This window comes from Variovorax sp. LjRoot175, assembly GCF_964253805.1.
Lineage (GTDB): Bacteria > Pseudomonadota > Gammaproteobacteria > Burkholderiales > Burkholderiaceae_C > Variovorax.
In genome coordinates, this window is record NZ_CAXURY020000001.1 from 1,825,855 (window position 1) to 1,851,417 (window position 25,563).

General features: G+C 67.3%; 24 protein-coding genes and 2 pseudogenes. 10 read left to right on the forward strand and 16 right to left on the reverse strand.

Annotated features, from left to right (window positions below):
- Positions 1-2: 2 nt before the first annotated feature.
- The 3 genes from ACSQ89_RS09255 to ACSQ89_RS09265 are packed head-to-tail and all read right to left on the reverse strand — an operon-like array spanning position 3 to position 2,842.
- Positions 3-644 (reverse strand): 2-dehydro-3-deoxy-6-phosphogalactonate aldolase, encoded by a 642-nt coding sequence (locus tag ACSQ89_RS09255; protein ID WP_436290712.1) that lies wholly within the window; start codon positions 642-644, stop codon positions 3-5.
- Positions 641-1,537 (reverse strand): 2-dehydro-3-deoxygalactonokinase, encoded by an 897-nt coding sequence (locus ACSQ89_RS09260; protein ID WP_093102212.1) that lies wholly within the window; start codon positions 1,535-1,537, stop codon positions 641-643. Before ACSQ89_RS09260 ends, ACSQ89_RS09255 begins: the two co-directional genes overlap by 4 nt.
- Positions 1,538-2,842 (reverse strand): dihydroxy-acid dehydratase domain-containing protein, encoded by a 1,305-nt coding sequence (locus tag ACSQ89_RS09265; protein WP_436290711.1) that lies wholly within the window; start codon positions 2,840-2,842, stop codon positions 1,538-1,540.
- A 202-nt stretch (positions 2,843-3,044) separates the two neighbouring features.
- Here ACSQ89_RS09265 and ACSQ89_RS09270 point away from each other — a divergent pair, with 202 nt between their 5' ends.
- The 7 genes and pseudogenes from ACSQ89_RS09270 (at position 3,045) to ACSQ89_RS09300 (ending at position 9,709) form a co-directional block, all read left to right on the forward strand.
- Positions 3,045-3,992, forward strand: coding sequence for a 2-hydroxyacid dehydrogenase (locus ACSQ89_RS09270; RefSeq protein ID WP_093102214.1), 948 nt, complete (start codon positions 3,045-3,047; stop codon positions 3,990-3,992).
- A gap of 17 nt (positions 3,993-4,009) precedes the next feature.
- Positions 4,010-4,753 (forward strand): FadR/GntR family transcriptional regulator, encoded by a 744-nt coding sequence (locus tag ACSQ89_RS09275; protein ID WP_436290710.1) that lies wholly within the window; start codon positions 4,010-4,012, stop codon positions 4,751-4,753.
- 70 nt (positions 4,754-4,823) lie between these two features.
- Positions 4,824-6,200 (forward strand): ABC transporter substrate-binding protein, encoded by a 1,377-nt coding sequence (locus ACSQ89_RS09280; RefSeq protein WP_093102217.1) that lies wholly within the window; start codon positions 4,824-4,826, stop codon positions 6,198-6,200.
- 92 nt (positions 6,201-6,292) lie between these two features.
- Positions 6,293-7,162 carry a carbohydrate ABC transporter permease gene (locus ACSQ89_RS09285; protein WP_436290709.1) on the forward strand — a complete coding sequence of 290 codons (870 nt, stop codon included), beginning with the start codon at positions 6,293-6,295 and terminating at the stop codon, positions 7,160-7,162.
- Positions 7,159-8,010: a carbohydrate ABC transporter permease gene (locus ACSQ89_RS09290; RefSeq protein ID WP_093102220.1), complete on the forward strand. Its 852-nt coding sequence runs from the start codon at positions 7,159-7,161 to the stop codon at positions 8,008-8,010. The genes ACSQ89_RS09285 and ACSQ89_RS09290 overlap by 4 nt, the downstream gene beginning before the upstream one ends.
- 12 nt (positions 8,011-8,022) lie before the next feature.
- Positions 8,023-9,093: an ABC transporter ATP-binding protein gene (locus ACSQ89_RS09295; protein WP_436290708.1), complete on the forward strand. Its 1,071-nt coding sequence runs from the start codon at positions 8,023-8,025 to the stop codon at positions 9,091-9,093.
- 39 nt (positions 9,094-9,132) lie between these two features.
- Positions 9,133-9,709: pseudogene (locus ACSQ89_RS09300) on the forward strand (DUF3501 family protein).
- A 176-nt stretch (positions 9,710-9,885) separates the two neighbouring features.
- On the opposite strand, the pseudogene ACSQ89_RS09305 reads toward ACSQ89_RS09300, so the two are convergent.
- The 3 genes and pseudogenes from ACSQ89_RS09305 to ACSQ89_RS09315 all read right to left on the reverse strand — a co-directional run.
- A pseudogene (locus ACSQ89_RS09305) lies at positions 9,886-10,056 on the reverse strand (5'-nucleotidase C-terminal domain-containing protein); the annotation flags it as partial.
- 50 nt (positions 10,057-10,106) lie between these two features.
- Positions 10,107-11,906, reverse strand: a complete 1,800-nt coding sequence (locus ACSQ89_RS09310) for a DEAD/DEAH box helicase (protein ID WP_436290707.1) — start codon at positions 11,904-11,906, stop codon at positions 10,107-10,109.
- 178 nt (positions 11,907-12,084) lie between these two features.
- Complete coding sequence (locus tag ACSQ89_RS09315; protein WP_436290706.1) at positions 12,085-13,335, reverse strand: methyltransferase domain-containing protein; 1,251 nt, start codon at positions 13,333-13,335, stop codon at positions 12,085-12,087.
- Between the two features lie 213 nt (positions 13,336-13,548).
- Between ACSQ89_RS09315 and ettA the strand changes: the two genes are divergently transcribed.
- The gene (gene ettA, locus ACSQ89_RS09320; RefSeq protein ID WP_093102226.1) at positions 13,549-15,210 is read left to right on the forward strand and encodes an energy-dependent translational throttle protein EttA; all 1,662 of its coding nucleotides are present in this window, start codon (positions 13,549-13,551) and stop codon (positions 15,208-15,210) included.
- Between the two features lie 75 nt (positions 15,211-15,285).
- Positions 15,286-16,560, forward strand: a complete 1,275-nt coding sequence (locus tag ACSQ89_RS09325; protein WP_436290705.1) for a PQQ-dependent sugar dehydrogenase — start codon at positions 15,286-15,288, stop codon at positions 16,558-16,560.
- Here ACSQ89_RS09325 and ACSQ89_RS09330 read toward each other — a convergent pair.
- The 3 genes from ACSQ89_RS09330 to ACSQ89_RS09340 all read right to left on the reverse strand — a co-directional run bounded on the left by ACSQ89_RS09330 (position 16,557) and on the right by ACSQ89_RS09340 (position 19,684).
- Positions 16,557-17,918 (reverse strand): TAXI family TRAP transporter solute-binding subunit, encoded by a 1,362-nt coding sequence (locus ACSQ89_RS09330; protein ID WP_436290704.1) that lies wholly within the window; start codon positions 17,916-17,918, stop codon positions 16,557-16,559. The genes ACSQ89_RS09325 and ACSQ89_RS09330 overlap by 4 nt on opposite strands.
- A gap of 106 nt (positions 17,919-18,024) precedes the next feature.
- Complete coding sequence (locus ACSQ89_RS09335) at positions 18,025-19,044, reverse strand: P1 family peptidase (protein ID WP_436290703.1); 1,020 nt, start codon at positions 19,042-19,044, stop codon at positions 18,025-18,027.
- The gene (locus ACSQ89_RS09340; RefSeq protein ID WP_436290702.1) at positions 19,037-19,684 is read right to left on the reverse strand and encodes a cation transporter; all 648 of its coding nucleotides are present in this window, start codon (positions 19,682-19,684) and stop codon (positions 19,037-19,039) included. Before ACSQ89_RS09340 ends, ACSQ89_RS09335 begins: the two co-directional genes overlap by 8 nt.
- A gap of 55 nt (positions 19,685-19,739) precedes the next feature.
- Between ACSQ89_RS09340 and ACSQ89_RS09345 the strand changes: the two genes are divergently transcribed.
- Positions 19,740-20,213 carry a Cd(II)/Pb(II)-responsive transcriptional regulator gene (locus ACSQ89_RS09345; protein ID WP_436290701.1) on the forward strand — a complete coding sequence of 158 codons (474 nt, stop codon included), beginning with the start codon at positions 19,740-19,742 and terminating at the stop codon, positions 20,211-20,213.
- Positions 20,214-20,216: 3 nt separating this feature from the next.
- On the opposite strand, the gene ACSQ89_RS09350 is transcribed toward ACSQ89_RS09345, so the two are convergent.
- From ACSQ89_RS09350 to ACSQ89_RS09380, 7 genes are all read right to left on the reverse strand, one after another.
- Entirely contained in the window at positions 20,217-21,209 is a 993-nt protein-coding gene (locus tag ACSQ89_RS09350) for a glycerophosphodiester phosphodiesterase (protein WP_436290700.1), read from the reverse strand.
- Positions 21,206-21,745 carry a DUF1439 domain-containing protein gene (locus ACSQ89_RS09355; RefSeq protein WP_436290699.1) on the reverse strand — a complete coding sequence of 180 codons (540 nt, stop codon included), beginning with the start codon at positions 21,743-21,745 and terminating at the stop codon, positions 21,206-21,208. Before ACSQ89_RS09355 ends, ACSQ89_RS09350 begins: the two co-directional genes overlap by 4 nt.
- A gap of 111 nt (positions 21,746-21,856) precedes the next feature.
- Positions 21,857-22,624 carry an amino acid ABC transporter ATP-binding protein gene (locus tag ACSQ89_RS09360; protein ID WP_093102239.1) on the reverse strand — a complete coding sequence of 256 codons (768 nt, stop codon included), beginning with the start codon at positions 22,622-22,624 and terminating at the stop codon, positions 21,857-21,859.
- On the reverse strand, positions 22,608-23,261 hold the full coding sequence (locus tag ACSQ89_RS09365; RefSeq protein ID WP_093102241.1) for an amino acid ABC transporter permease: 654 nt from the start codon (positions 23,259-23,261) through the stop codon (positions 22,608-22,610). The genes ACSQ89_RS09360 and ACSQ89_RS09365 overlap by 17 nt, the downstream gene beginning before the upstream one ends.
- 2 nt (positions 23,262-23,263) lie before the next feature.
- Positions 23,264-23,926, reverse strand: coding sequence for an amino acid ABC transporter permease (locus tag ACSQ89_RS09370; RefSeq protein WP_093102243.1), 663 nt, complete (start codon positions 23,924-23,926; stop codon positions 23,264-23,266).
- Positions 23,927-23,938: 12 nt separating this feature from the next.
- On the reverse strand, positions 23,939-24,730 hold the full coding sequence (locus ACSQ89_RS09375; protein ID WP_436290698.1) for a transporter substrate-binding domain-containing protein: 792 nt from the start codon (positions 24,728-24,730) through the stop codon (positions 23,939-23,941).
- Positions 24,727-25,476, reverse strand: a complete 750-nt coding sequence (locus ACSQ89_RS09380) for a GntR family transcriptional regulator (RefSeq protein WP_093102671.1) — start codon at positions 25,474-25,476, stop codon at positions 24,727-24,729. The genes ACSQ89_RS09375 and ACSQ89_RS09380 overlap by 4 nt, the downstream gene beginning before the upstream one ends.
- Positions 25,477-25,563: the final 87 nt, after the last annotated feature.

A 25,563-nucleotide genomic window follows, 5' to 3' on the forward strand; every position in this document is an offset into this window, starting at 1 on the left:
CCTCAGGTGCGCCGGCTGCCGTTGAAGGCAGCGACGAAATCCAGCGCGGCCTCGCGTACGGCCGCGGCACTCTTGCCGGGCTTGTAGAGCGCCGAGCCAATGCCGAAACCGGCCGCGCCGGCTTCGCGCCAGGCAGTCATGTTGCCGGGCGTGATGCCGCCCACGGGCATCAGCGGCGTGCCCTTGGGCAGCACCGCGAGCAAGGCCTTCACCACCGCGGGCGAGGCCAGTTCGGCGGGGAAGAGTTTGAGCCCGCTGGCGCCGGCCGCGAGCGCGCCGAAGGCCTCCGTCGGCGTCATCACGCCGGGCAGGCTCACGAGCCCGAGGCGCGCCGCTTCGGCCAGCACCTCGGCATTGAAGTTGGGCGCCACGATCAGCTCGCCGCCGGCCGCATGCACCTCGCGCACCTGCTGCGCATCGAGCACCGTGCCGGCGCCGACCAGCGCATCCGGAAAGCGCCGGCGCAGGAGTGCGATGCTTTCGAGCGGCTGCGGCGAATTGAGCGGCACTTCGAGCAGCCGGAAGCCGGCTTCGACGATCGCATCGCCGACCTCCGGCGCCTCGGCCGGCGTCAGACCGCGCAGGATCGCCACCAGCGGCAACTGCTGCATGGCGGCGGAGAATTTGTCCAGAGGCGAAGTCATGGCCTTGTTCTGTTTGCGTTGAGGAATGCCGACAGCGCGTGCAGGCCGGCCCAGGTAGCCTCGGCGCCCAGCGTCCGCGCGGTATTGCCCGAGGCCTGCAGCGCCAGCAGGTAGCGCTGCGTCAGCGCCGGCGTGCCGATCAGCACCAGGTCGCCGGCGGCGTGGATCGATTGGGTGCGCAGCTCCTCGCCGATCAGAAGCCCCGACAGGTAGCTCGAGAGATCGCCGGCCGACATGCGCTCGAACAGCGCCAGCGTGCGCGCGCCGAAGGCGTTGTGCAACAGGCCCTGGCCGTTGTCGGCCTGCGTCACGCCTTCGAGAAAGGCGACTTCGTCCAGCGGCGCCTCTGCATCGAGCGTGCGTGCCAGGATCGAGTGCCGGCTCAGGAGCGCGTAGAACTCGCCGGTCATGAAGGTGCGGAAGCCCGTCACGCGGCCGCGCTTCACCGTGGCCCACTTGTTGTGCGTGCCGGGCAGCACGAAAACGCCGTCGGCAAGGCCCGTCAGCGCCATGGCGCCGAAGATCTGCACTTCTTCGCCGCGCATCACATCGGGCACGCCGTCGTGCAGGTCGCTGAGGCCGGGCACGATCGCGATGCGGCCGGGCTCGATCTCGACGATCGCGTTGCCCACTTCGACCCGGCCCGAGGGGCAGGCGCAGTAGGGCGCCTCGACCCAGCCCTGCTTGCTGCCGGCCATGCCCGAGATCAGGCAGAAGCTGCCGGTCGGGCGCATCCAGTCGCCGAACAATTCTTCGAACACGGCCGGGAAGCCACCCGGCGGGACCGTGAGGATGCCGCGCGGATGCTCGCGCTCCTCGAGCACGTGGCCCTTGCCGTCGAGCCGCGCGCCGCGTAGTGAGCTGGTACCCCAATCAACGGCGATTAAGTGCATTCAGTGATTGTCTCTTGGAACGAAGGAGCCCCGCTTGCCGCGCAGGAATCCGAGGTCGGCGCCCTGGTCGGCCTGCAGCACGTTGTCGACGTAGAGCTTCCAGTAGCCGGAGTCCAAGGGCGGCTTCGGGGCAGTCCATTTCTCGCGCCGGCGCGCCAGCTCCTCGTCACTCACGTGCAGATGCAGCCTGCGATTCGGCACGTCGAGCTCGACGATGTCGCCGTCCTGCACCAGCGCCAGCGGCCCGCCGGCCGCGGCCTCGGGCGCCGTGTGCAGCACCACCGTGCCGTAGGCGGTGCCGCTCATGCGCGCATCGCTGATGCGGACCATGTCGGTGATGCCTTTCCGGAGCACCTTGGGCGGCAGCGGCATGTTGCCGGACTCGGCCATGCCTGGGTAGCCCTTGGGGCCGCAGTTCTTGAGCACCATGATGCAGTGCTCGTCGATGTCGAGCGACTCGTCGTCGATGCGCTTGTGCAGGTCGTCGGCGCTTTCGAACACCACCGCGCGGCGCCCTTGTGCACCAGCAGCTCGGGCGTGGCCGCGCTCGGCTTGATGATCGCGCCGTTGGGCGCGAGGTTGCCGCGCAGCACGCAGATGCCGGCCTTGTCCTTGAAGGGCTTGATAGGCCGCATTGCCGGGCAGGCCGATGCCGAGCGACTCGACCATGCTGGCCATGGTGCTGGCGGTGCCCATGGTCATGCAATGGCCGTGGCTGCGGTGCATGCAGCTCTCGGCCTCGAAGAAGTCCTGCAGCTTCAGCGTGCCGGCGCGCACCTGCTCGCTCATCTGCCAGACGCCGGTGCTGGAGCCGAGCTCCTGCCCGCGCCACTTGCCCGAGAGCATCGGGCCGCCCGAGACGCCGATGGTCGGCAAGTCGACGCCGGATGCGCCCATCATGAGCGCCGGCGTGGTCTTGTCGCAGCCCATGAGCAGCACCACGCCATCCAGCGGGTTGGCGCGGATGCTCTCTTCGACGTCCATGCTCGCGAGGTTGCGATAGAGCATGGCGGTCGGCCGCATCAGCGTCTCGCCCAGCGACATCACCGGGAACTCGAGCGGGAAGCCGCCGGCCTCGTAGACGCCGATCTTCACCTGCTCGGCGAGCGTGCGGAAGTGCGAGTTGCAGGGCGTGAGCTCGCTGAAGGTGTTGCAGATGCCGATCACCGGGCGGCCGTCGAACTGGTCGTGCGGAACGCCCTTGCCCTTGAGCCAGCTGCGGTAGATGAAGCCATCACGGTCGTGGCGGCCGAACCATTGCTGGCTGCGCAGTTCGTGCGCGGGTTTCCGGGGTGGGTCGCTCATCTGTCTTGTCTCCGCGGTGGGACAATCTGCGGCCTCGGCGAATCAGGGTTTGTCCTGCCGGACCGGTATTTCAATCATCATATGATAAGCCCCGACATTGGATCGAGGTCTAGGGAAATCTCGGTCCTCGCAGGAGACAAGACATGCCCCATTCATTGAACGCAACGCGCAAGCAACCGATGCAATTGACGGGCATCGAAGCATGAGCGCCACCCGCCCCGAGGTGCTGGTCGTCGCGCCATTGATGCCCTTCCTGATGGACGCGCTGCACCGCGAGTACACGGTGCACGATCGGACGCACGTCAACGAGCCCGAGGCCTTCTCGGCCGCTGCCCCGCGCATTCGCGCGGTCGTTGCGAACGGCGAAGCCAAGGTGCCGCGCGAGCTGATGGCCCGCCTGCCGGCGTTGGAAGTGATCTCGGTATTCGGTGTCGGCTACGACGGCGTCGACGTGGCCGCGGCGCACGAGCGCGGCGTGCCGGTCACCAACACGCCGCAGGTGCTGAACGACGACGTGGCCGATCTGGCGATCGGCTTGTTGCTCTCGATCGCGCGGCGCATTCCCCAGGCCGACCGCTTCGTGCGCGAAGGCGAGTGGCCGAAGGGCCCGTTCCCGCTGAGCCGCAAGGTCACGGGCGCCCGCCTGGGCGTGGTCGGTATGGGCCGCATCGGACAGGCCATCGCGCACCGTGCGCGGGCCTTCGACATGCAGATCGCGTACACCGCGCGTTCGCCGCGCGCAGAGGTCGACTACGCCTACCACCCGGATGCGGTCTCGCTCGCTGCTGCCGTCGACTTCCTGGTCGTCATCACGCCGGGCGGCGCGGCGACGCGCGGCCTGATCGATGCGCGCGTGCTCGAGGCGCTCGGGCCGCAGGGCTATCTGGTCAACGTGGCGCGCGGCAGCGTGGTCGACGAAGCGGCGCTGATCGCCGCGCTCTCGAAGGGCGTCATCGCCGGCGCCGCGCTCGACGTCTACGTGAACGAGCCGCAGGTGCCGGCCGAGCTGCGCGCCATGCCGAACGTGGTGCTCACGCCGCACGTGGCCAGCGGCACGAAGCAGACGCGCGAGGCCATGGCGCAACTGACTTTCGACAACCTGCGCGCGCATTTCGCCGGCGCGCCCTTGCTGACGCCGGTGGATGCCTGAAGGCGCGACGCGGCACCATGACCAAGAACACCCACGGCCGCACGCTCGAGCTGCTCGGTGAGGCGATCGTGTCGCGCCGCTATGCCATCGGCGCGCCGATGCCCGCGGAGCCCCTGCTGTGCGATGAGTTCGGCGTCAGCCGCACGGTGGTGCGCGAGGCAGTGAAATCGCTGGTCGCCAAGGGCCTGATCGTCACGGGGCCGAAGGTCGGCACGCGCGTGCTGCCGGAGGACCGGTGGAACTGGTTCGATCCCGATGTGATCACCTGGCAGGCCCGTGCGGGCCTCACGCCCGAGTTCCTGCGCGACCTGCTGGATCTGCGGCGCGTGGTCGAGCCGGCAGCCGTTCGGCTAGCGGCCGAACGCGCCACCGCGGCCGACATCGAGGAGATCGAAGAGGCCTACGCCGGCATGAAGCTGGCAGTGGAATACGGCGGCGACTACGTCACCAGCGACCTGCGCTTTCACCACGGACTGCTGGTCGCTGCGGGCAACCGCATGCTGACCCAGATGAGCAAGGCGCTGAACGCGCTGCTGCGCACCAGCTTCGAGCTCTCGACCGCCAAGAAGGACGGGCCGACCTTGTCGCTGCCTCTGCATCGGGCGGTGCTCGATGCGGTCATCGCCCACAACCCGGCGCGCGCTGAGCGCGCGATCATCAAGCTCATCGACGGCGCGCGCGAGGACATCGAGGAGGTGGTCGGCTCGCGCCGCCGCCTGCCGCGCCTCGGTCGATCTCCGCCGCGCCTCAAGGCCGCTTGAGGCGCGCCCGCATCCCTTTCCCAGCAACGCTCATGGATCGAGCACCCATCGTCAAAAAAGGAGACACAGCATGAAATTCAAGGCACTCATGATTCCCGCGCTGGTCGCGCTGGGGCTCGCTGCCGCCGGCCAGGCCGCGGCGCAGGAGAAGCTCACCGTCTGGTGGGGCAAGGGCTTCTACAAGGCGGAGGACGACGCGCTGTACGCAGCCATCAAGAAATTCGAGGCCAAGAACCCGAAGATTAAGGTCGAGCTGTCGCTCTACGCGCCGCAAGAAATGGTTCCGAAGTCGGTGGCAGCGCTCGACGCCGGCAATCCGCCCGACGTGGCCTATGGCGACGTCTACGACTTCCAGGTCACGGCCAAGTGGGCCTACGACGGCAAGCTCGAAGACGTGACCAGCATCCTCGACCCGATGCGCGCCAAGTTCGAGCCTGCGGCGCTGGCCACCACCTTCCTCTACAACGACACCACCAAGAGCCGCGCCTACTACGCCTACCCGATCAAGCAGCAGACCATGCACATCCAGTACTGGAAGGACATGCTGGCCGAGGCGGGCTTCAAGGAGAGCGACATCCCGACCGACTGGAAAGGCTACTGGAGCTTCTGGTGCGACAAGGTGCAACCAGCCCATCGTCAAAAGTCCGGTACCCGCAGCTTCGGCATCGGCCAGCCGCTGGGCGTGGACTCGAGCGACTCGTTCTTCTCGTTCCTGACTTTCATGGACGCCTACAACGTCAAGCTGGTCAACGACGCGGGCAAGCTGCTGGTCGATGATCCGGCGGTTCGCCAGGGCCTGATCAACGCGCTGACCGATTACACACAGGTGTATTCGAAGGGTTGCGCGCCGCCGTCTGCTACCAACTGGAAGGATCCGGACAACAACGTCGCCTTTGCCAACAAGACGACCGTCCTGACGCATAACGCGACGATCTCGATCGCCGCCACGCAACTCGACGCCTCGAACAACCAATCGCTTACGCAAGCGCAGCGCGACGCCGCCAAGGTGAACTACACCGAGAAGATCGCGACAGCAGGCTTCCCGAACAAACCCGACGGCTCCAAGATGGTGTACCGCGCGGCCGTGAAGACCGGCGTGATCTTCAAGGACGCCAAGAACAAGGATGCCGCGAAGAAGTTCGTCGCCTTCCTGCTCGACGACGCCAATCTCACGCCCTACGTCGAAGGCTCGCTCGGGCGCTGGTTCCCGGTGACCAAGGCGGCGCAGCAAAGTGCTTTCTGGAAGCAGGACCCGCACCGTACGGCCGTCTACAACCAGTTCATGGCCGGCACCTCGCCATTCGAATTCACCAAGAACTACAAGTTCACTGTGCTCAACAACGAGAACGTGTGGGCCAAGGCGGCGAACCGGATCCTCAACGAGAAGGTGCCGGTGGACAAGGCCACTGACGAGATGATCGCGCGCATCAAGGCGGTTGCGGGCTGACCCTCTGAATCGGTCCGGCCGCGGCTCGGCGCCGCGGCCGTCCACCTGTCCATCATCTTCTCCGCTTGAACGACATCGGGGTGAACTGAACCATGACTCAAGCTGTTAGCACATTGCCGCACGTCGCGGCGCCGGCGTCCCGTAGCCTGACCCGCTGGGAATTCTGGGGGCGCCTGTTCGTCGTTCCCTACCTGCTCGTGTTCGCGGTGTTCGTGTTGTACCCGGTGGGCTACGGCCTCTGGCTGGCCCGGCACCCGTCCAGCTACACCAAGCTGTTCGACGATCCGATCTTCTTCCGCAGCGCCATCAACACCATCGTGTTCCTGGTGGTGGCGATCAATCTCAAGATGATCGCCGCACTGGTGCTGTCGGGCTTCTTCATCAAGACGCGCTGGTGGATCAAGGCGCTCTCGGTGCTCTTCATCCTGCCCTGGGCGGTGCCCTCGATTCCGACCATCCTGTCGGTGCGCTTCATGCTCAATCCGGAGTGGGGCGTCATCAACTCGGTGATCTTCCGCCTCACGGGGCTCGACGGACCGAACTGGCTCAATGACCCGACGCTGGCGCTGTCTCTATCGATGCTGATGCATATCTGGAAGTCGCTGCCGTTCTGGACGCTGATCCTGGTGGCCGGGCGCCTGTCGATTCCGGCCGAACAGTACGAAGCCGCTTCGGTCGACGGCGCGAGCAACTGGCAGAAGTTCCGCTTCATCACCTGGCCGGCGATGCGCACGCTCTACATCACGTCGACCATCCTGTCGGCGATCTGGACGCTGGGCGATTTCAACAGCGTCTACCTGCTCACGGGCGGCGGGCCGGCCGACCTGACGCACGTGCTGGCCACCCTGGGCATCCGCTACCTGCGGCTGGACCAGATGGATGTGGCGATGTCCTCGATCGTGGTGGCGCTGCCGCTGGTACTGCCGCTGGTGTATTTCATGATGAAGAGGCTGTCCAAATGAAGCGATGGACTCTGCGCTCCGTCACCGCCGAAGCCAAGCTGTTGCTGATCGGCATCCCGGTGTTCCTGTGGACCATCATCCCGGTCTACCACATGTTCCTGTTTGCGATATCAGAGCGCGAATCGGCTACCTCGGGCCGGCTATGGCCCAAGAACCCGACGCTGCAGAACTTCGAGACCGTGTTCCAGCAGAAGCATTTCTACCTGTCGCACTTCTGGCAGCAGCTCGGCAACTCGCTTGTCATTGCGATCGCGGTCGGGCTGATCACCTTGATGGTGGCCACCACCGCCGCCTTCGCCATCAGCCGGCTGCGGGTGCGGGGCGGGCGCACGGTGCTCAACATGGCCCTGTTCACCTACTTCATCCCGGCTGCCTTCCTGGCGGTGCCGATGTACAAGACGATGGCCAACTACGGGCTGCTCAACAACCAGTGGTCGCTGATCTTTGCGATGGTCACCATCGCTTCGCCCTACTGCATCTGGGTGCTCAAGCAGGCCTCGGACAAGCTGCCCTACGAACTCGACGAGGCCGCGCGCATGGACGGCGCCACGCCGGTGCAGCTGTTTCGTCTGGTGTATCTGCCGCTGATGGTGCCCTCGATGGTGGCAGTGGGCACCTATGCACTGCTGCTGGCCTGGAACGAATACCTCTACGCCTTCCTGCTGCTGTCCAACGAAACCGACATCACGCTCGGGGTGGCGCTGGGCAACTTCCTGGCGGCCGACGATTCGCCATGGGAATTGCTGATGGCCACCGGCTTCATCTATGCGCTGCCGCCGGCGGCGATCTACTACGCGTTCAAGCGCTACATGGTCGGCGGCCTGACGGCCGGCGCCGTCAAAAGCTAAGGGATCAAGAACATGGCATCCGTTTCCTTCAACAACGTCAAGAAGTCCTACGGCAAGGTCGACATCCTGCACGGACTGGGCTTCGACATCGCCGACGGCGAATTCGTCGTGCTGGTCGGCCCTTCGGGCTGCGGCAAGTCCACGCTGCTGCGCATGCTGGCCGGGCTGGAAGACATCACCGGCGGCGAGATCCTGATCGACGGCCGGGTCGTGAACGAGCTCGAGTCCAAGGACCGTGACATTGCGATGGTGTTCCAGAGCTACGCGCTCTATCCGCACATGACGGTGGGCGAGAACATGGGTTTCAGCCTGCGCCTGCGCAATGCCGACAAGTCGGTCACCGACCAGCGCGTGGCCAACGCCGCGAAGATCCTCAATCTCGATGCGCTGCTCGGGCGCTATCCGCGCGAGCTTTCGGGCGGGCAGCGCCAGCGCGTGGCGATGGGGCGCGCCATCGTGCGCGATCCCAAGGTCTTCCTGTTCGACGAGCCGCTGTCCAACCTCGACGCCAAGCTGCGGGTGGCGATGCGCGCCGAGATCAAGGCCTTGCACCAGCGGCTCAAGACCACCACGGTGTACGTCACGCACGACCAGATCGAGGCCATGACCATGGCCGACCGCATCGTGGTCATGCACGACGGCCTCATCGAGCAGATCGGCACGCCGCTGGAACTCTACGACCGGCCTGACAACCTGTTCGTCGCGCAGTTCATCGGCTCGCCGGCGATGAACGTGATCGAAGGTGTGTTCCGGCGCGACGGCGAGGGCTGCAGCGTGGAGGCGCACGGCGCGCGCTGGCCGGCGCCGGGCGCGACCGCGGCGGCGGACGGGCAGGCGGCGCACTACGGCATCCGTCCCGGCGACATCAGACTCGCGAACGCGGGCAGCGGCGTGGCCGCGAAGGTGATCGTCGTCGAGCCGACCGGCAACGAGACCGAGTTGCTGGTGCAGGTGGGCGAGGCGAAGCTCATCGTGGTGGTGCACGGTCGCGTCGATGCCGCGCCGGACGACATCATCGGCCTCGTGATCGGCGCCGACAGCGCGCACCTGTTCGACAGGCAGAGCAGTCGCCGGCTGAACTGAGCGCTGCGCCTTGCTCATTGCTTGCGTCAATGGCCCCTATTGAGCATCACCCGAGACAACCTGTTGACGCTGGAGGCGTACGCGAAGATCCGCAAGAGCAGCGCGCCGGAGTTCATCGCGCACAGCCGGCTGCGCACGGTGCGCCTGGGCGAGCACGTCAGCATCCAGTTCGAAGACGAGACGACGATCCGCCGCCAGATCCAGGAGATGCTTCACATCGAGAAGATCTTCGACGAAGAGGGCATCCAGAGCGAGATCGATGCCTACGCAGCCCTGGTGCCCGACGGCAGCAACTGGAAGGCGACCATTCTGATCTAGTTCCCCGACGCGCACGAGCGCAAGCGCGAACTGGCCCGGCTCATCGGTGTGGAGGACCGCATGTTCGTCGAGGTCGAAGGCCACGGGCGCATCTACGCGATCGCCGACGAAGACATGGAGCGCGAGAACGACGAGAAGACCTCGGCGGTCCACTTCGTGCGTTTCGAGTTCGGCGATGCCGCGCGCTGCCGTGCGCGCGGGCGCGAACGTCAAGCTGGGCTGCGACCACAGCAACTACCCGGCGCTCGCGAGCATCGCGCCGGAGACGCTGGCGAGCCTGGCCGGCGACTTGAACTAGGGGCAAGAGCGTTGGGGGCGCGGCGGCGGGCGGTGTGCCCTGTGCCGGCCGACGTCACTGGCCCTTCGGGCTTCCCTGCGCTGCTCGCGTCAGGCGGGCTCTCGCTCAAACTCGCTTCGCTCAGGCAGTCGCGAGCCCTGATCCGCCTGCCGCTGCGCTGCTCGGCAGTGCCTCAACCTCGAGGGCAGCAGCACGCGCGATGCGGCCACGGTGTTGGTGCCGCTGTTGAACTGCTGTTCGAGCATCGCCTTGATCTGCGCGCCCGTCATCGTCTTCACGACCAGGCTGTTGCCGAAGGGCTGCACGCTGAAGATCTGGCCGTAGCTGACGTCGCCGTTGACGGCCGGAGGCCCGTGAAAAAGGGCGCCGAAGCGCCCTTTGTGCAGTGGTCGTGTTCTCAGCGACCGAAGGAGCGGCCACCGCCGCCACCGCCGTAGCCGCCGCCCGAGCGACCGCCACCGCCACCCGAACGGCCACCGCCGCCGGAACGGTTGCCGCCGTACCCGCCACCGCCGCCGCCGCTGCGGCCCCCGCGACCGCGGCCGGCGCTCATGATGTCGACGCTGGTGCGCAACGGATCGGGCTGGCCTTCGCCGCCGCCGACCGCTTCGGCGCGCAGATGCGCCACCGCGTTGGCCTGCGTCGGGCTGTGGCTGTTGCCGTGGTGGCGCGGCTGACGCTCGTCGTGCGGCAGATGACCTTGCACCACGTGGTGCGGAGCATGGTGCGGCGTGCGCGCCGGAGCTTGCGGTCCGCGTGCCGGAGCGGGTCCACGCCCGCCGCCCTGGACGCGCTGGCCCTGGCCGCCGCCATTGCGGCCGGCCGGAGCGCCCTGGGCGGCACCGCCGCCGCGCCGCTGGCCGCCGCCATTGCCGCCACCGCCACCGCCGCTGCGCTGCTCGCCCTGGCCCGCTTTGTTGTCGCGGATGCGCTGCATCATTTCCTGCCGCGCGGCCTTGGCCGCCGCTTGCATCACTTCGCGGCTCGGCGGGCGGCCGGCGCCGCCCCAGATGGTCTGGCGGCCCATCGCGATGGGTTCGGCGCGCTCGCTTTCCTCGGGGCCGAAGCCGTCGATCAGCTTGACCGGGATCTGCTGCTTGGTGAAGCGCTCGATCTCCTGCATGAAGCCTTCTTCGTCGAGGCAGACCAGGCTCACCGCCTCACCGCTCGCGCCCGCGCGGCCGGTGCGGCCGATGCGGTGCACGTAGTCTTCGCTGACGTTGGGAATCTCGTAGTTCACGACGTGCGGCAGCTCGTCGATGTCGATGCCGCGGGCGGCGATGTCGGTTGCCACCAGCGCGCGGATCTCGCCGCTCTTGAAGCCGGCCAGCGCCTGGGTGCGCGCGCTCTGGCTCTTGTTGCCGTGCAGCGCCATCGCTTCGATGCCGTTCTTGGTCAGGAATTCGGCCACGTTGTTGGCGCCGAACTTGGTGCGGGTGAACACCAGCACCTGGCTCCAGTTGTGCTCGTTGATGATGTGCGCGAGCAGCGCCTTCTTCTTGCCGCGGCCCACCGGGTGGACCACCTGCGTGATGCGCTGCACCGTGGTGTTGCGCGGCGTGACCTGGATGCTCTGCGGGTTCTTCAGCAGCGTGGCGGCGAGGTCGCGGATTTCGTCGCTGAAGGTCGCGGAGAAGAGCAGGCTCTGCTTTTCCTTCGGCACCAGCGCGAGGATCTTCTTCACGTCGTGGATGAAGCCCATGTCGAGCATGCGGTCGGCTTCGTCGAGCACCAGCATCTGCACCTGGGCCAGATCGAGCATGCCTTGCTGCTGCAGGTCGAGCAGGCGGCCGGGCGTGGCGACCAGGATGTCGACGCCGCTCTTGAGCTTGCTGATCTGCGGGTTCATGCCGACGCCGCCGAAGATCACGGTCGAGCTCAGCTGGAGGTACTTGCCGTAGGTGCGGATCGACTCTTCGACCTGGGCCGCGAGTTCGCGCGTGGGGGTCAGCACCAGGGCGCGCACGCCGGTGCCGCCGAACTTGTTGGTGGCGCTGCGGCTCATCGTGAGCTTGTGCAGCATCGGCAGCGTGAAAGCGGCCGTCTTGCCGGTGCCGGTCTGGGCGCCGCCGAGCAGGTCATGCCCCTCGAGCACCGCAGGAATGGCCTGGGCCTGGATCGGGGTGGGGGTTTCGTAGCCCTGCTCGTGCACGGCTTTCAAGATGGCCGGGGCCAGCTTCAGTTCATCAAAGTTCATTGAGTTCAACAAGCGCCTTACACGGCGCAGTGGTATTCGCCCGCTACGGCGTCTTGGCGACGTCGAGCCAGTAAAGGCGAATGAGGGTCAGGGGTGGGAGCCTGAAAGCCTTGAGATGGGCCTTCGTCGTCCCCGGCGGAGGGCCGGCGTTGCGGGCAACTGGACCCGGCAACAGGCGCTATTGTCGCATGAGTCGGGTTTCGCCGCCCTCGGCGCGGCTCAGATAAACGAACATGCCCTGGATTGGCTCGCGCTGGTCTTCGCGTATCGGTGCGCGAATCAGCTGGACAACATCGAAGCTGTGTTGCATGGCCAGAGCGCGAAGATAGCGTCCCGAATGGGCGTAGCGCAGGCTCGGCAGCAGTTCGAAGTCGACGCCTTCATGGGCAGCGCATTCGGCCGAAAAGCAGAAGATCCCGTTCGGCTCCATGGCTTTTTCCAGCGCCGCGAACACTGGTTCCAGATCGCCGACGTAAATGAAGACGTCGGCGGCCGTGATCAGGTCGTAGCGTTCGTCCGTGCCTCGCAGGTAGTCCACGATGTCCGCATGCACCAGGCGGTCGTAGAGGCCGAGGGCCTGTGCCTTGTCCATCATCTGGCTGGACAGGTCGACGCCCGCGAGTCTTTGGGTCATCGGTTTCAGCAACGGCGCGCAGAGCCCTGTTCCGCAGCCGAGGTCGAGCGCCGAGCGGAAAGGGCCGCGGCCCAATGCGGCCAGATGCCTGGCCAGCGTGCTGTGCGCGCGATAGCCGAGCAGGCCCACCAGATGCGCATCGAACTGATCGGCGTAGTCGTCGAAAAGGGTCTCGACGTAGTGGGCCGGCGCCGTCGCCGGAACAGCCTGCGCGGAGACGGATGCCAGGTAGTAGCGATGCAGTTCCGGATCGGCACCGTGTGCCATGGCTTGCATGAAGGCGTCGGCCGCTTCCTCGTTGCGCTTCATCTCCCGCAGGATGCCGCCGCGATTGCTCCAGGCCTCGGCCAGGCCGGGGTCCGCGCCCAGCGCGCGGTCGTAGGAGGCGAGCGCCTGTTCGGGCCGATCCAGCGCCTGCAGGGTCTGGCCGTGGCGAAACCATGGCTCGGCGGGGGGAAGGATGCCGAGCTGCAGCACCTTCTCGTAGCCGGCCAATGCTTCCCGGTGGCGATTCAACTGGCCGAGCGCAGTGGCCTTGTGAAACCAGGCATCGGCGTTGTCGGCCTCCACCGCCAGCACCTGCTCGGCCACCGCCAGGGCCTCTTGCGGGCGCGACAGTTTCAGCTGCGTGGCGGCGAGATTGATCAGGGTCGAGACGCGTCCCGGGAGCAGCGCGAGCGAAGCCAGGAAGAGCTGCTCGGCGGCGTCGAAGCGGGCTGTTTCGAAGGCCTTCAGCCCGTCGAAGAAGAGCTGCTTGGCCTGGTCGAAGGCATCGTGGGCGGGTGCGGCACACATAGGCGGGTGCGCCTGAGAATAGCAGCGCTTCAGGCCCCCGTTCAAGGAATCGAGGCCCCTGCGTTAGACTTGGCAGCAAACCCCCGGTCGGAAAACGCGCTGCAGCAGCAAGCGCATGCCATGCAAGGCAGATTCGCCATCGATCCTCGCACAAGATCGTTGCCGGGTTTCCCGACCACCCCGAGCAGTCCCCATCACCGAACAGAGATAGACATGGCCCAGTACGTCTACACCATGAACAAGGTCAGCAAGACCGTGCCGCCAAAGCGGCAGATCTTGAAGGACATTTCGCTTTCCTTCTTCCCCGGCGCCAAGATCGGCGTGCTCGGCCTGAACGGCTCGGGCAAATCGTCGCTGCTCAAGATCATGGCCGGCATCGACAAGGAGATCGAAGGCGAGGCGCTGCCGATGCCCGGCCTCACGATCGGCTACCTCGAGCAAGAGCCCAAGCTGAACGCCGCGCACACGGTGCGCGAGTCGGTCGAGGAAGCGATGGGCGCGGTCTACGCGGCCAAGGCGCGCCTCGAAGAGGTTTACGTGGCCTATGGCGCGGAAGACGCCGACTTCGACGCGCTGGCGGCCGAGCAGGCCCAGCTCGAAGCCATCATCGCGACCGCCGGCACCGATTCCGAGCACCAGCTCGAGATCGCCGCCGACGCGCTGCGCCTGCCGCCGTGGGAAGCCAACATCGGCGTGCTGTCGGGCGGCGAGAAGCGCCGCGTGGCGCTGTGCCGCCTGTTGCTCAGCAAGCCCGACATGCTGCTGCTCGACGAACCGACCAACCACCTGGACGCCGAATCGGTCGAGTGGCTCGAAGTGTTCCTGCAGCGCTTTCCGGGCACCGTGGTGGCCATCACCCACGATCGCTACTTCCTCGACAACGCGGCCGAGTGGATTCTCGAACTCGACCGCGGCCGCGGCATTCCGTGGAAGGGCAACTACAGCACCTGGCTCGAGCAGAAGGGCGAGCGCCTCGCGCAGGAGCAGAAGGGCGAAGAAGCCCACGCCAAGGCGCTGAAGAAGGAACTCGAATGGTCGCGCCAGAACCCGAAGGCGCGCCAGGCCAAGAGCAAGTCGCGCCTGGCCCGCTTCGAGGAGCTGAGCGATTTCGAATACCAGAAGCGCAACGAAACGCAGGAAATCTTCATCCCCGTGGCGGAGCGCCTGGGCAACCAGGTGTTCGAGTTCAAGAACGTCAGCAAGTCCTTCGGCGATCGCCTGCTGATCGACAACCTGAGCTTCGAGATCCCGGCCGGCGCCATCGTCGGCATCATCGGCCCCAACGGCGCCGGCAAGTCCACGCTCTTCAAGCTGATCGCCGGCAAGGAGAAGCCGGACAGCGGCGAGGTGGTGGTCGGCCAGACGGTCAAGATGGCTTTCGTCGACCAGCACCGCGATGCGCTCGCCAACGAGAAGACGGTGTGGCAGGACATCTCGGACGGCCTCGACATCATCAACGTCGGCAAGTTCCAGATGGCGAGCCGGGCCTATGCCGGGCGCTTCAACTTCAACGGCGCCGACCAGCAGAAGAAGGTCGGCACGCTGTCCGGCGGTGAACGCGGCCGCCTGCACCTGGCCAAGACCCTGATCGCCGGCGGCAACGTGCTGATGCTGGACGAACCCTCGAACGACCTGGACGTCGAAACGCTGCGCGCGCTGGAAGACGCCTTGCTCGAGTTCGCGGGCTCGGTGCTCGTGATCAGTCACGACCGCTGGTTCCTCGACCGCATCGCGACCCACATCCTCGCGGCCGAAGGCGACAGCCAGTGGACCTTCTTCAACGGCAACTACCAGGAGTACGAGGCCGACAAGAAGAAGCGCCTGGGCGAAGAGGGTGCCAAGCCGCACCGGATGCGCTTCAAGGCGCTGAAGTAACAATGCGCTGAACCGCCGCAAGCGAGGCAAACTTCCGCTTCCAGATGGGCGCCCGGGGCGCCGTTAGGAGCGGACATGGCTGCGGCGATTCGGTGTGTGGCGGCGTCGATGGTGCTTCTCGCGGGATGCGGGGGCGGGGGTGGCGGGGGCAGCGTCTCCATCAGCGCCTTCGGGGTGAGCGGGACGGCGGCACCCGCACCGCCCCCGGCGGCCAATCCGCCGCCGCCGGCACCGCCGGCCTCGCCGATGGTGGTCAAGGTGACGGAGCTGGCCTCCGGCCTCAACAGCCCCTGGGGCCTGGCCTTCCTACCCGACGGCAAGCTGCTCCTGACGCAGCGCGGCGGGCAGATGCGGCTGCGCAATGGCGACGGCACGCCGGTCAATGGCGGGGCCGATCAGGTCAGCGGCGTTCCGGTGGTGGAGGCGGTCGGGCAGGGCGGCTTGCTCGATGTGGTGGCCGATCCGGCTTTCGCGAGCAACCGCCGCATCTACTTCAGCTACTCGGAACGCGATACGGGCAACGCCAGCCTCAACAGCACCGCGGTGGCGCGCGCCGAACTCGACGTCGCCGGCCGCAGCCTGAGCAATTTCGTCGTCATCTATCGGCAGTTGCCCAGAGCGCAGAGCAATGCGCACTTCGGCTCGCGCCTGGTGTTCGATCGCAACGGCTACCTCTTCGTGACCCTGGGCGAGCGCATGAACACCGACCAGCGCGGCTTCGCCCAGGACCTGACGCGCGGGCACGGCAAGGTGGTGCGCATCACCACCGATGGCGTGCCGGCGCCGGGCAATCCCGACTTCGGCGTGGCCGGCGCGCAGCCCCATATCTGGAGCTACGGCCATCGCAATGTGCAGGGTGCCGCGCTGCATCCGGCGACCGGCGATCTGTGGGTCAACGAGCATGGCCCGCAGGGCGGCGATGAAGTCAATCTCTCGCTGCCCGGCAGGAACTACGGCTGGCCAGTCATCAGCTACGGGCAGGAATACGGCACCCTCACGCAGGTCGGCGAAGGCACGGCCAAGGCCGGCATGGAGCAGCCCCTGACCTACTGGGAAAAGATCGACGGCTCGGCGTGGACGCCGGGCACGGCGAAGTCCTCGATCGCGCCCAGCGGCATGGCCTTCTACACCGGCGATGCGCTGCCCGACTGGAAGGGCAGCCTGTTCGTCGGCGCGCTGGCGGGCACGGCGCTGTGGCGGCTCACGCTCAACGGCAACACCGTGACCGGGCGTGAACGTCTTCTGGCCGATCGCGGCGAGCGCATTCGCGATGTCCGGCAGGGGCCAGACGGCTGGATCTACCTGCTGACCGACAGCGCCAACGGCAAGCTGCTGCGGCTGCAGCGCTAGACTTTTGCGGTCTGGGGCACAACAACGGCCGGCATGCGCGCCAGCACCCGCTTGCGCACCGCATAGATGTTGTTGCGCAGCGCGTAGAGCTCTTCGGCGTAGGAGAGCGGCACGGCCACCTTGTTGACCACGCGATCGAGGTCGTCCAATTCCTTGATGAGCGCCTCGCGCTCGCCGGTTCCGGCTTCGAGCTTGTTCTCGACCTCGCGCAGGCGCGCATACCAGCGGAACACGCGCCGGCGAACGCGGAACTGATAGAGGGGCGGCACCACGCGGCTGAGCGGCAGCATCAGCACCAGCAGGCCGCCGAGTACCAGCCACATGCGCTCCACCAGGTTGCTGGCCCAGAAGGGCAGATAACGCTGCCAGAAGGGCGGCGTGCCGTTGATGGCGCGGTCGCCCTCGGGGCTGACCGGCAACTCGCTGGTGCGGGTGTTCGGGAAATCGCGCGCGCGGTTGAACCAGCCGGCGCCGCTGTGCAGCGTTTGCGCGCTCTGCGCGAACAACTGGCGCAGGGCGGGATGGGTTTTCTCGCGTGCCAACAGCGAAGTGGTGGCAGCCAGCATCGACAGGTCCTGTGGCGGCAGGTCGACCGCGAGATCGACAACGCCGCGCGGCAGCGTCACGTCCTGCAGGAAGGCGAAGCGCCGCGAATAGGCATCGCTCTGGCCGAACTCCATCAACTGGATGTCCGGTGCGCGCAGCAGCCGCTGCACCAGCGGCGACTGCGGCGCCGAGGCCAGCACGATCACGTCGAGCAGGCCGGCCTGCAGCGCTTCGGTGGCGGGCGACTGCTCGAGGTTCGACAGCTGCAGCTTCTCCGGATCCATGTGGTTGGCACGGAACATCCGTTCCATGATCTCCGGCACGCCGCTGCCTGGCTTGTCGACGTTGACTCGCAGCTGCTGGAACTGCGCGATCGAAGTCAGCCGGCCGGTCTTGCGGTCGACCGCGCGCGCCGCGTCGCTGCGATAGAAGAACCACAGCGGCTCGTAGAACAGGCTGCCGAGCGAGCTGAGCCCCGCTTCCTCGTCGGCCACCGGGTCGGCGCTGCCGCCGCGCACGAAGCCCACGTCGGCGCCGCCGCTGCGCAGCAGCTGCAGGTTGTCCTGCGAGCCGTCGGTCGGCTTGAGCTCGACCTCGATGCCGTTGGCCTTGAGTGCCGTGGCGTAGCGCTTGCCGAACTCGGCGTATGCGCTGCCGGCCGGACCGGTCGCGAGCCTCACGTGCTTGGGCGGCTGCGGCTCCAGCCACCAATAGGCGGCGATCAGCAGCCCGATGACGAGGAAGACCACGGGGCCGGCCGAGGCGATGAGGTCGCGGATGGAGAGCAGGACGAGGCGGATGGTGCGAGGCATGCGGTGGGACAAAAACGGTGCTCGGGGTCGCCGCGGGCGCGGCAGCGGGCATTTTGAGTGCCTTTGGACAGCGCTGCGGTTACAAAGCGCGTGCGAGCGGCCCCCTTCACCCCAGGTCCGCAGCGCAGGGAAAGTAGCCCTCCCCGATCCGCACCGTGCGCGCCGCCCGCACCGCCCGCAGCGTGGCCCGCGCCACGACCTCTGCGGCCATGGTGCCCAGCACCGTCATTCCGGGCGCATCGCCTTCGAGCGGCACGCGGCCGGTGGCGAGCGCGAACAGGGTGTCGCCGTCGCTCATGGTGTGAACCGGGTTGATCGCGCGCGCCAGCCCGTCGTGGGCGACGGCCGCGAGCCGGTTGGCCTGCACCTTGCTGAGCACGGCGTCGGTCGCGATCACGCCTAGCGTGGTGTTGGTTCCGGCCAAGAGCGGCTGGGGCAGGTCGCCGCGCAGCAGGGCGCGGCGCGTGTCGAGCAGCGCGCGGCCATCTTCGGTGCGTGCGCCGGCCACCACCTGGGCCGTGTCGGGATCCAGCACGTCGCCGAGCGCATTGCAGGCGATCAGCGCGCCGACTGTCACGCCGTTGACGGTGATCGAGGCGGTGCCGATGCCGCCCTTCATCGCGCGGTGCACGCCGAACAGCTTGCCCACCAGCGCGCCGCTGCCGGCGCCCACATTGCCTTCGGCCGGAGCGGCCGTCGAGGCGGCCGCGCAGGCCGCATAGCCGGCGGCGGCATCGGGCCGGATGCGCGCATCGCCGACCGGCAGGTCGAAGAGCACGGCGGCCGGCACGATCGGCAACCTGCCGAAGCGGACGTCGAAACCGATGCCATGCTCTTCCAGCCACTGCATCGCGCCATCGGCCGCCGCCAAGCCCCAGGCGCTGCCGCCCGCGAGCATCACGGCATGCACCTGCTGGACGAAGTTGCCCGGCGCGAGCAGGTCGGTCTCGCGCGTGCCGGGCGCGGCGCCGCGCACGTCCACGCCGGCGACCGCGCCTTCGCGCGCGAGGATCACGGTGCAGCCGGTGGGGCGGCGCGTATCGCTGAAGTGGCCGACTTCGATGCCGGAGACATCGGTGATGGCGCCCGCATGCGGGGCCGGGGAGGAGGCATGTTCATCAGGCATCGCCGGCGATTATGGGACCGCGGCGCAGTTCGCCGCGTGCCTGCCGCAGCACCGACCAGCCGCCGCTGATCGCGAGCGCCGCCATCGCGGCGGCCACCGCGAGGTCGGGCCAGGCGCTGCCGGTGCCGAACACGCCCAGCGCCGCGAGCATCACGGCCACATTGCCGATGGCGTCGTTGCGCGAGCATAGCCACACGCTGCGCATGTTGGCGTCGCCTTCGCGGAAGGCGTAGAGCAGCAGCGCGACCAGCACGTTGACGCCCAGCGCCAGCGCGCCGACCAGGCCCATGGTCAGTGCCTCGGGCGGCACGCCCTGTGTGGCCGACCACAGCGCCTTGGCGGCCACGAAGACGCCGAAGCCCAGCATGCTGAGGCCCTTGAGCACTGCGGCGCGCGCGCGCCACGTGAGGCCCGCCGACAGCACGGCCAGGGTCACGCCGTAGTTGGCGGCATCGCCGAAGAAGTCGATCGCATCGGCCAGCAGAGAGACCGAGCCCGAACGAAAGCCGGCACCGATCTCCACGGCGAACATGAGCACGTTGAGTGCCAGCGCCACCCACAGCACGCGCCGGTAGCGCGGCGTGTCGGAGGCCGAAAGATGTTCGTGGTCGTGATCGTGATCGCAGCAGTTCGCAGACATGGTTTCTCCAGTGATGGCACCATTGGAAAGGTTGAAGTCACTGGAAGGTCAAGCCATGGCAGTCGCAAACCCGCCCACCGTGCAGGGTTACCGCATCGGCGATGCCGCCGCGCAGAGCGGCGTGAGCGCCACCAACATCCGCTATTACGAGAAGGAAGGGCTGATCGCGCCGCAGGCCCGCGGCGACAACAGCTACCGGCTCTACACCGATGCCGACGTGCACCGGCTGCGCTTCATCCGCCTGTGCCGCGCCATGGACATGTCGCTCGACGAGGTGCGCACCCTGCTCGGGCTCGACCTGCGCAGCAAGGCCGACTGCGCCGCCGCCTGCGTCGCGCTCGATGCGCATCTGGGCCATGTGCGCGAGCGCCTGCGCGAACTGCGTTCGCTCGAGAAGGACCTGATCGCGCTGCGCGACTGCTGCGACGGCACCGATGCGCAATGCCACATCATCGAAGCGCTGCATGCGCGGGCCGATCGGCAGCCGCTGGCGGGCGCGCAACGCACGCGGGCTGCGCGCCACGTGTGAGGCTCAGCGGGCGAGCCCGCGCGGCAGCGCCAGGCCGCGCTCGCGCATCACATCGCGCAGCACCGCCGGGTCGTCGGTGATGAGGCCATCGACCTGCCAGTCCATCAGCTTCGCCATGTCGGCGCGCTGGTTGACGGTCCAGGGCACGACCTGGAAGCCCAGCGATTGCGCTTCCTTCACCTGCGCGGCCGTGAGATCGTTGAAGGACGGCGACCAGATCACTGCGCCCTTGCTCTCGCCCGCGGCGGCCTTCACCAGGCGCGGCGCCGAGCCGAAGTCCTCGAGCCGCAGGCTCGAGGTCCAGCGCGGATCCTTGAGCGTGCGGCCGCTCGTGAGGTAGGCGCGCCGCATCTGCGGCGCCCACTGGCCGACCAGCGCGAGCGTTCGCCAGTCGAAGCTCTGCACGGTCACGCGCGGCGACAGGCCGTATTTGTCGATCTCGGCGAGCAGGGCGCGCACCATCTCATCGGGCGGCGCGGTTTCGTCCGGGCGGGTCGGGTCCAGCTTGGTCTCGATGTTGAAGCGGAGCTGCGTCGCGCCGCGCTCGCGCACGCGCTCGAACAGCGCAGCCAGCGTCGGGATGCGTTCGCCGTCGCTCGCCAGCTGCTTCGCAAACTGCTTGCCGTAGCTGCTCGCGGGATCGATGCGGCCGACGTCGTAGGCCTGCAGTTGCGACAGCGTCAGCGAACGGATCGCGGGCCCCTTGGCCGTGAGAAAGGCGCCGCTCGCGTCGCGCGTGTGGTCCGGATTGAGCACGGTGTCGTGCGAGATCACCACCACGCCGTCGGCCGTGAGCCCGATATCGAGTTCGAGCGTGTCGACGCCCAGGTCCATCGCGTTCGAGAAGGCGGCCAGCGTGTTCTCGGGTGCGAGAGCGCGGCCGCCGCGATGGGCTTGCAGGTCGAAGGCGCGCTTCGCGCCGGGGCCTGGCGAAACGCAGGCCGTGAGCAGCGAGGCCGCGATCAGCCAAGGCGCGAGGCGAGGGGTGAACTTCATTTGAGTTCTACCTTGATGCCGTCCTGTTGCACGGTGATGTCACCGATCTCGTAGGTCTTGCGGCCCACGGTCAGCTCCTCGGCGGTGAAGGTGCGCAGTGGCTGGCCATGCAGCAGCTCCTGCGCGACCAGCGCGCCGATCTGCTGCAGGCGTTCGGCGTCGCGCCCGGTCACGCCCTGCAGTTCGAGCCGTTCGGCCTTGGGCTGGTCGAGCCGCAGCGCACGCGTCGGTGCGTCGTACTTGAGCGCACTGCTGACCGAAACCACGCCTTCGACGGTGGACGGGCGCAACAGCGGGCTTGCAATGGAGAGCACGGCAGTGATCGCCGCGCGATTGGCTCTCGCATCGAGGCCCAGCTGCGGGTCGCGCAGGCCGACGGTGAAGATCTCGGCATAGCGCTGCTGCACCGGAAAGCGCTTTGCGATCTGGGCCTGCAACTCCTCGCGGCTCGCGGTGTACTCGCTGGTGAAGAAGTTGAAGCCGGCGAGCACCGCGAAAGGCGCCGGCACAGCGGCGGCACCCAGCAGGGCGCGCAAGAGAAGGCGGCGGGAAATGAGTGAAGAGCGGTTGCGCATACCGCTCGGAGCTTGCCACAGGCGGGAGGTTCCCTCCGCGCCCGGCCTAGAAGGGCCTGTTAACAGGCCCTTCTAGTCGTGCAGAGAGGAAAGGAACTGTTTCAATTCCGCCGTCTGCGGATTGCCGAACAGATCGGCCGGCGGCCCCATCTCGTGCACGCGCCCCTGGTGCATGAAGATCACGCGGTCGCTGACCTTGCGCGCGAAGCTCATCTCGTGCGTCACCATGAGCAGGGTCATGCCCTCGTCGGCCAGCGATTCGACCACGCGCAGCACCTCGCCCACCAGTTCGGGGTCGAGCGCCGAAGTGATCTCGTCGCACAGCAGCACGGCCGGCTCCATCGCGAGCGCGCGCGCGATCGCCACGCGCTGCTGCTGGCCGCCGGAGAGCTGGTCGGGCATGGCGTCGAACTTTTCGGCAAGGCCGACGCGCTCGAGCAGCTTGCGCGCCTGCGATGCGGCTTCCATGCCGCTGCGCTTCTTGACCAGCGTGGGCGCGAGCATCACGTTCTTGCCGACCGTCAGGTGCGGAAAGAGGTTGAAGCTCTGGAAGATCATGCCCACGTGCTGGCGCAGCTCGCGCATCGCCATCGCGCTCTCGTGCAGCAGCGGCTTGCCGTCCACCGTGAGCGAGCCGTCCTGGAACACCTCAAGGCCGTTGATGCAGCGCAGCAGCGTGCTCTTGCCCGAGCCGCTCTTGCCGATGATGGCGATCACCTCGCCGCGCTTGACGTCGAGGTCGATGCCTTTCAGCACCTCGTTGCTGCCGTAGGACTTGCGCAGCGCGGTGATGCGCACGATGGGCGCCGCGAGGGCAGGAGCTTCAGCGACGAGCGCCATGGATCTTCCTTTCGAGGTTCTTGGCGTACAGGCTCACCGGGAAGCACAGCACGAAGTAGAGCAGGGCGACGCAGCTGAACACCACGAAGGGCTTGAAGGTTGCGTTCGAGATCATGCTCCCGGCCTTGGTGAGTTCGACGAAGCCGATCACCGAGGCCAGGGCGGTGCCCTTGATCACCTGCACCAGGAAGCCCACCGTAGGCGCGACCGCGATGCGCGTGGCCTGCGGCAGGATCACGTGGCGCATCTGCTCGCCGAAGCTCAGCGCGAGGCTGCCCGAGGCTTCCCATTGGCCCTTGGGAATGGAGGCCACGCAGCCGCGCCAGATCTCGGTGAGGAAGGCGCTGGTGTAGAGCGTGAGCGCCACCGCAGCGGCGGTCCAGGCCGACACCTCGATGCCGAAGAGCGCGATGCCGAAGTAGGCCAGGAACAATTGCATCAGCAGCGGCGTGCCCTGGAACAGCTGCACGTAGAGACCGATCAGCCGCTCGGCGAGGCGCCCGCCCGACAGGCGTACGAAGAGCAGCACGGCGCCCACGAAGCCACCGCCGACGAAGGCGATCAGCGACAGCACCACGGTCCAGCGCAAGGCCAAGAGCAGGTTGCGCAGGATGTCCCAGAGGGAGAACTCGACCATGGCTACTTTCCGAAGAAGAACTTCGGCCCCGCCCAGTTGAGCAGCCGACGCGCGCCCACCGAGAGCGCCAGGTAGATCGCCGTCGCGATGATGAAGGCCTCGAAAGCGCGGAAGTTGCGGCTCTGGATCAGATTGGCCGCATAGCTCAGCTCTTCGGTAGAAATCTGGCTGCATACGGCCGAGCCCAGCATCACGATGATGATCTGGCTCACCATCGCGGGCCATACCTTCTTCAGCGCGGGCGGGAGCACCACGCGGGTGAACACCTGCACCTTGTTGAGCGCCAGGCTGACCGCCGCTTCGATCTGCCCGCGCGGCGTGGCCTCGATGCCGGCGCGAATGATCTCGGTCGCATAGGCGCCGAGGTTCATCACCATCGCGATGACCGAGGCGACTTCGGGCGAGAGCTTGAATCCCGCCGCCGGCAGGCCGAAGAAGATGAAGAACAGCTGCACGATGAAGGGCGTGTTGCGGATCAGCTCGACGTAGCTGCCCACGATCCAGCGCAGCCAGGCCGGCCCGCTCGCGCGGGCCCAGGCGCAGGCGATGCCGACCACCATGCCGATGAGCGTGGCGACGAGCGTGAGGCCCAGCGTCCACACGATGCCCTTGACGAGAAGCGGCCATTGGCCGAGCACGGCCCCGAAGTCGAACTCGATGCCCATGGCAGTGCCGTGTCAGAGCGGCAGATCGCCGGCTTCTTTGCCGAGGTACTTCTTCGACAGGGCGTCGAGCGTGCCGTCTTTCTTGGCGGCCGCGATGATCTCGTTGACCTTGGCCTTCAGCGCGTCCTCGCCCTTGGCGATGCCGACGAAGCAGGGGCTGTCTTTCAGCAGCAGCTTGTACTCGGCGCCGAGCTGCGGGTTCTTCTGCATCATGTTGCCGGCCACCGCAGCGCTGGTGGCGATGGTTTGCGTCTGGCCCGCGACGAAGGCCGCGATGGTCGCGTTGTTGTCCTCGAAGCGCTTGTAGTCGACGTTGGCCGGCGCCACCTTGGCGAGCTCCTGGTCTTCCATGGCGCCGCGCGTCACGGCCACCGACTTGCCGCCCATGTCGGCGAAGCTCTTGATGCTCAGGCTCTTGGCGGCGTACACGGCCTGGAAGAAGGGCGCGTAGGCGGCGCTGAAGTCGATCACCTTTTCGCGCTCGGCGTTCTTGCCCAGCGTGGAAATCACGAGGTCGGCCTTCTTGGTCTGCAGATAGGGAATGCGGTTGGCGCTGGTGACCGGCACCAGCTCGACCTTGACGCCCAGCTTGGCGGCGATCAGCTTGGCCATCTCCACATCCAGGCCCTGCGGCGCCATGTCGGGGCCGACGAAGCCGTAGGGCGGGTAGTCGGTGGGAACCGCGACCTTGAGGGTCTTGGACTTGAGCACGTTGTCGAGCGCGCTCTGGGCCTGGGCGGCACCGGAGGCGAGCAGCGCGGCCGATGCCAGGGCCAGCGCGAATTGGCGTTTGGAAAATTTCATAACAGGGCTCCTAGGTAGGTCGATGAATCGGGATCACGCAAAAGCTGTGCCTTGGTCTTGTCGTCGGCAGGCGCGTGGCGCAGCGGTGCGAGCGCGTCGCGCAACTGGGCCAGCGGGTCGGTGGGGTGCTGCACGCGCAGCGCGGACTGCACCGTGCCGATGTGCTCGGTCATCAGCGCCTCGGCGCCAGCGGTGTCGCCGCGCTCCAGCGCCGCGACGATGCGCACGTGGTCCTCGCAGGACTGCGCCGCGTCGTGCGAGGACTGGTAGAGCATCGCGATCAAGGTGGTGCGCGCGGTGAAGTCGCGCAGCGTGTCGGCCAGAAGCGAATTGCCCAGACACTCGGCCAGGCAGACGTGGAAGTCGCCCAGCAGGTAGCTGCGGTTGCCGATGTCGCTGTCCTTGAGGGCGGCCTTCTCGCGCTTCAGATGTGCCTTGAGCGCGCGCAGGGCCTCCTTGTCGATCGGGCCGGCGCTGCGGATCAGGCCCGACTCGATCACGCGGCGCGCCTCGAAGGCTTCGCGCGCCTCGGCCTGCGAGGGCTCGATCACGAACCAGCCGCGGCGTGCGCTCACGGTCACGATGCCGCGCGCCGCCAGCCGCGTGAGCGCCTCCCGCACGATGGTGCGGCTGCAGTCGAACAGCATCGCGAGTTGCTGCTCGCCCAGGCGCGAGCCGGGGGCGAGCTTCTGCGCCATCACCGCTTCAACGATGCGCGCACTGATCTCGGGAGCGGAAATGGCCATGGCTTGCATATCAGCAGTTTTCATGCCAACTGGTATGCAAGATCTGTGCACCAAATCGGGTGCTTGGCCCCCGGTTTGGTCAGGCTG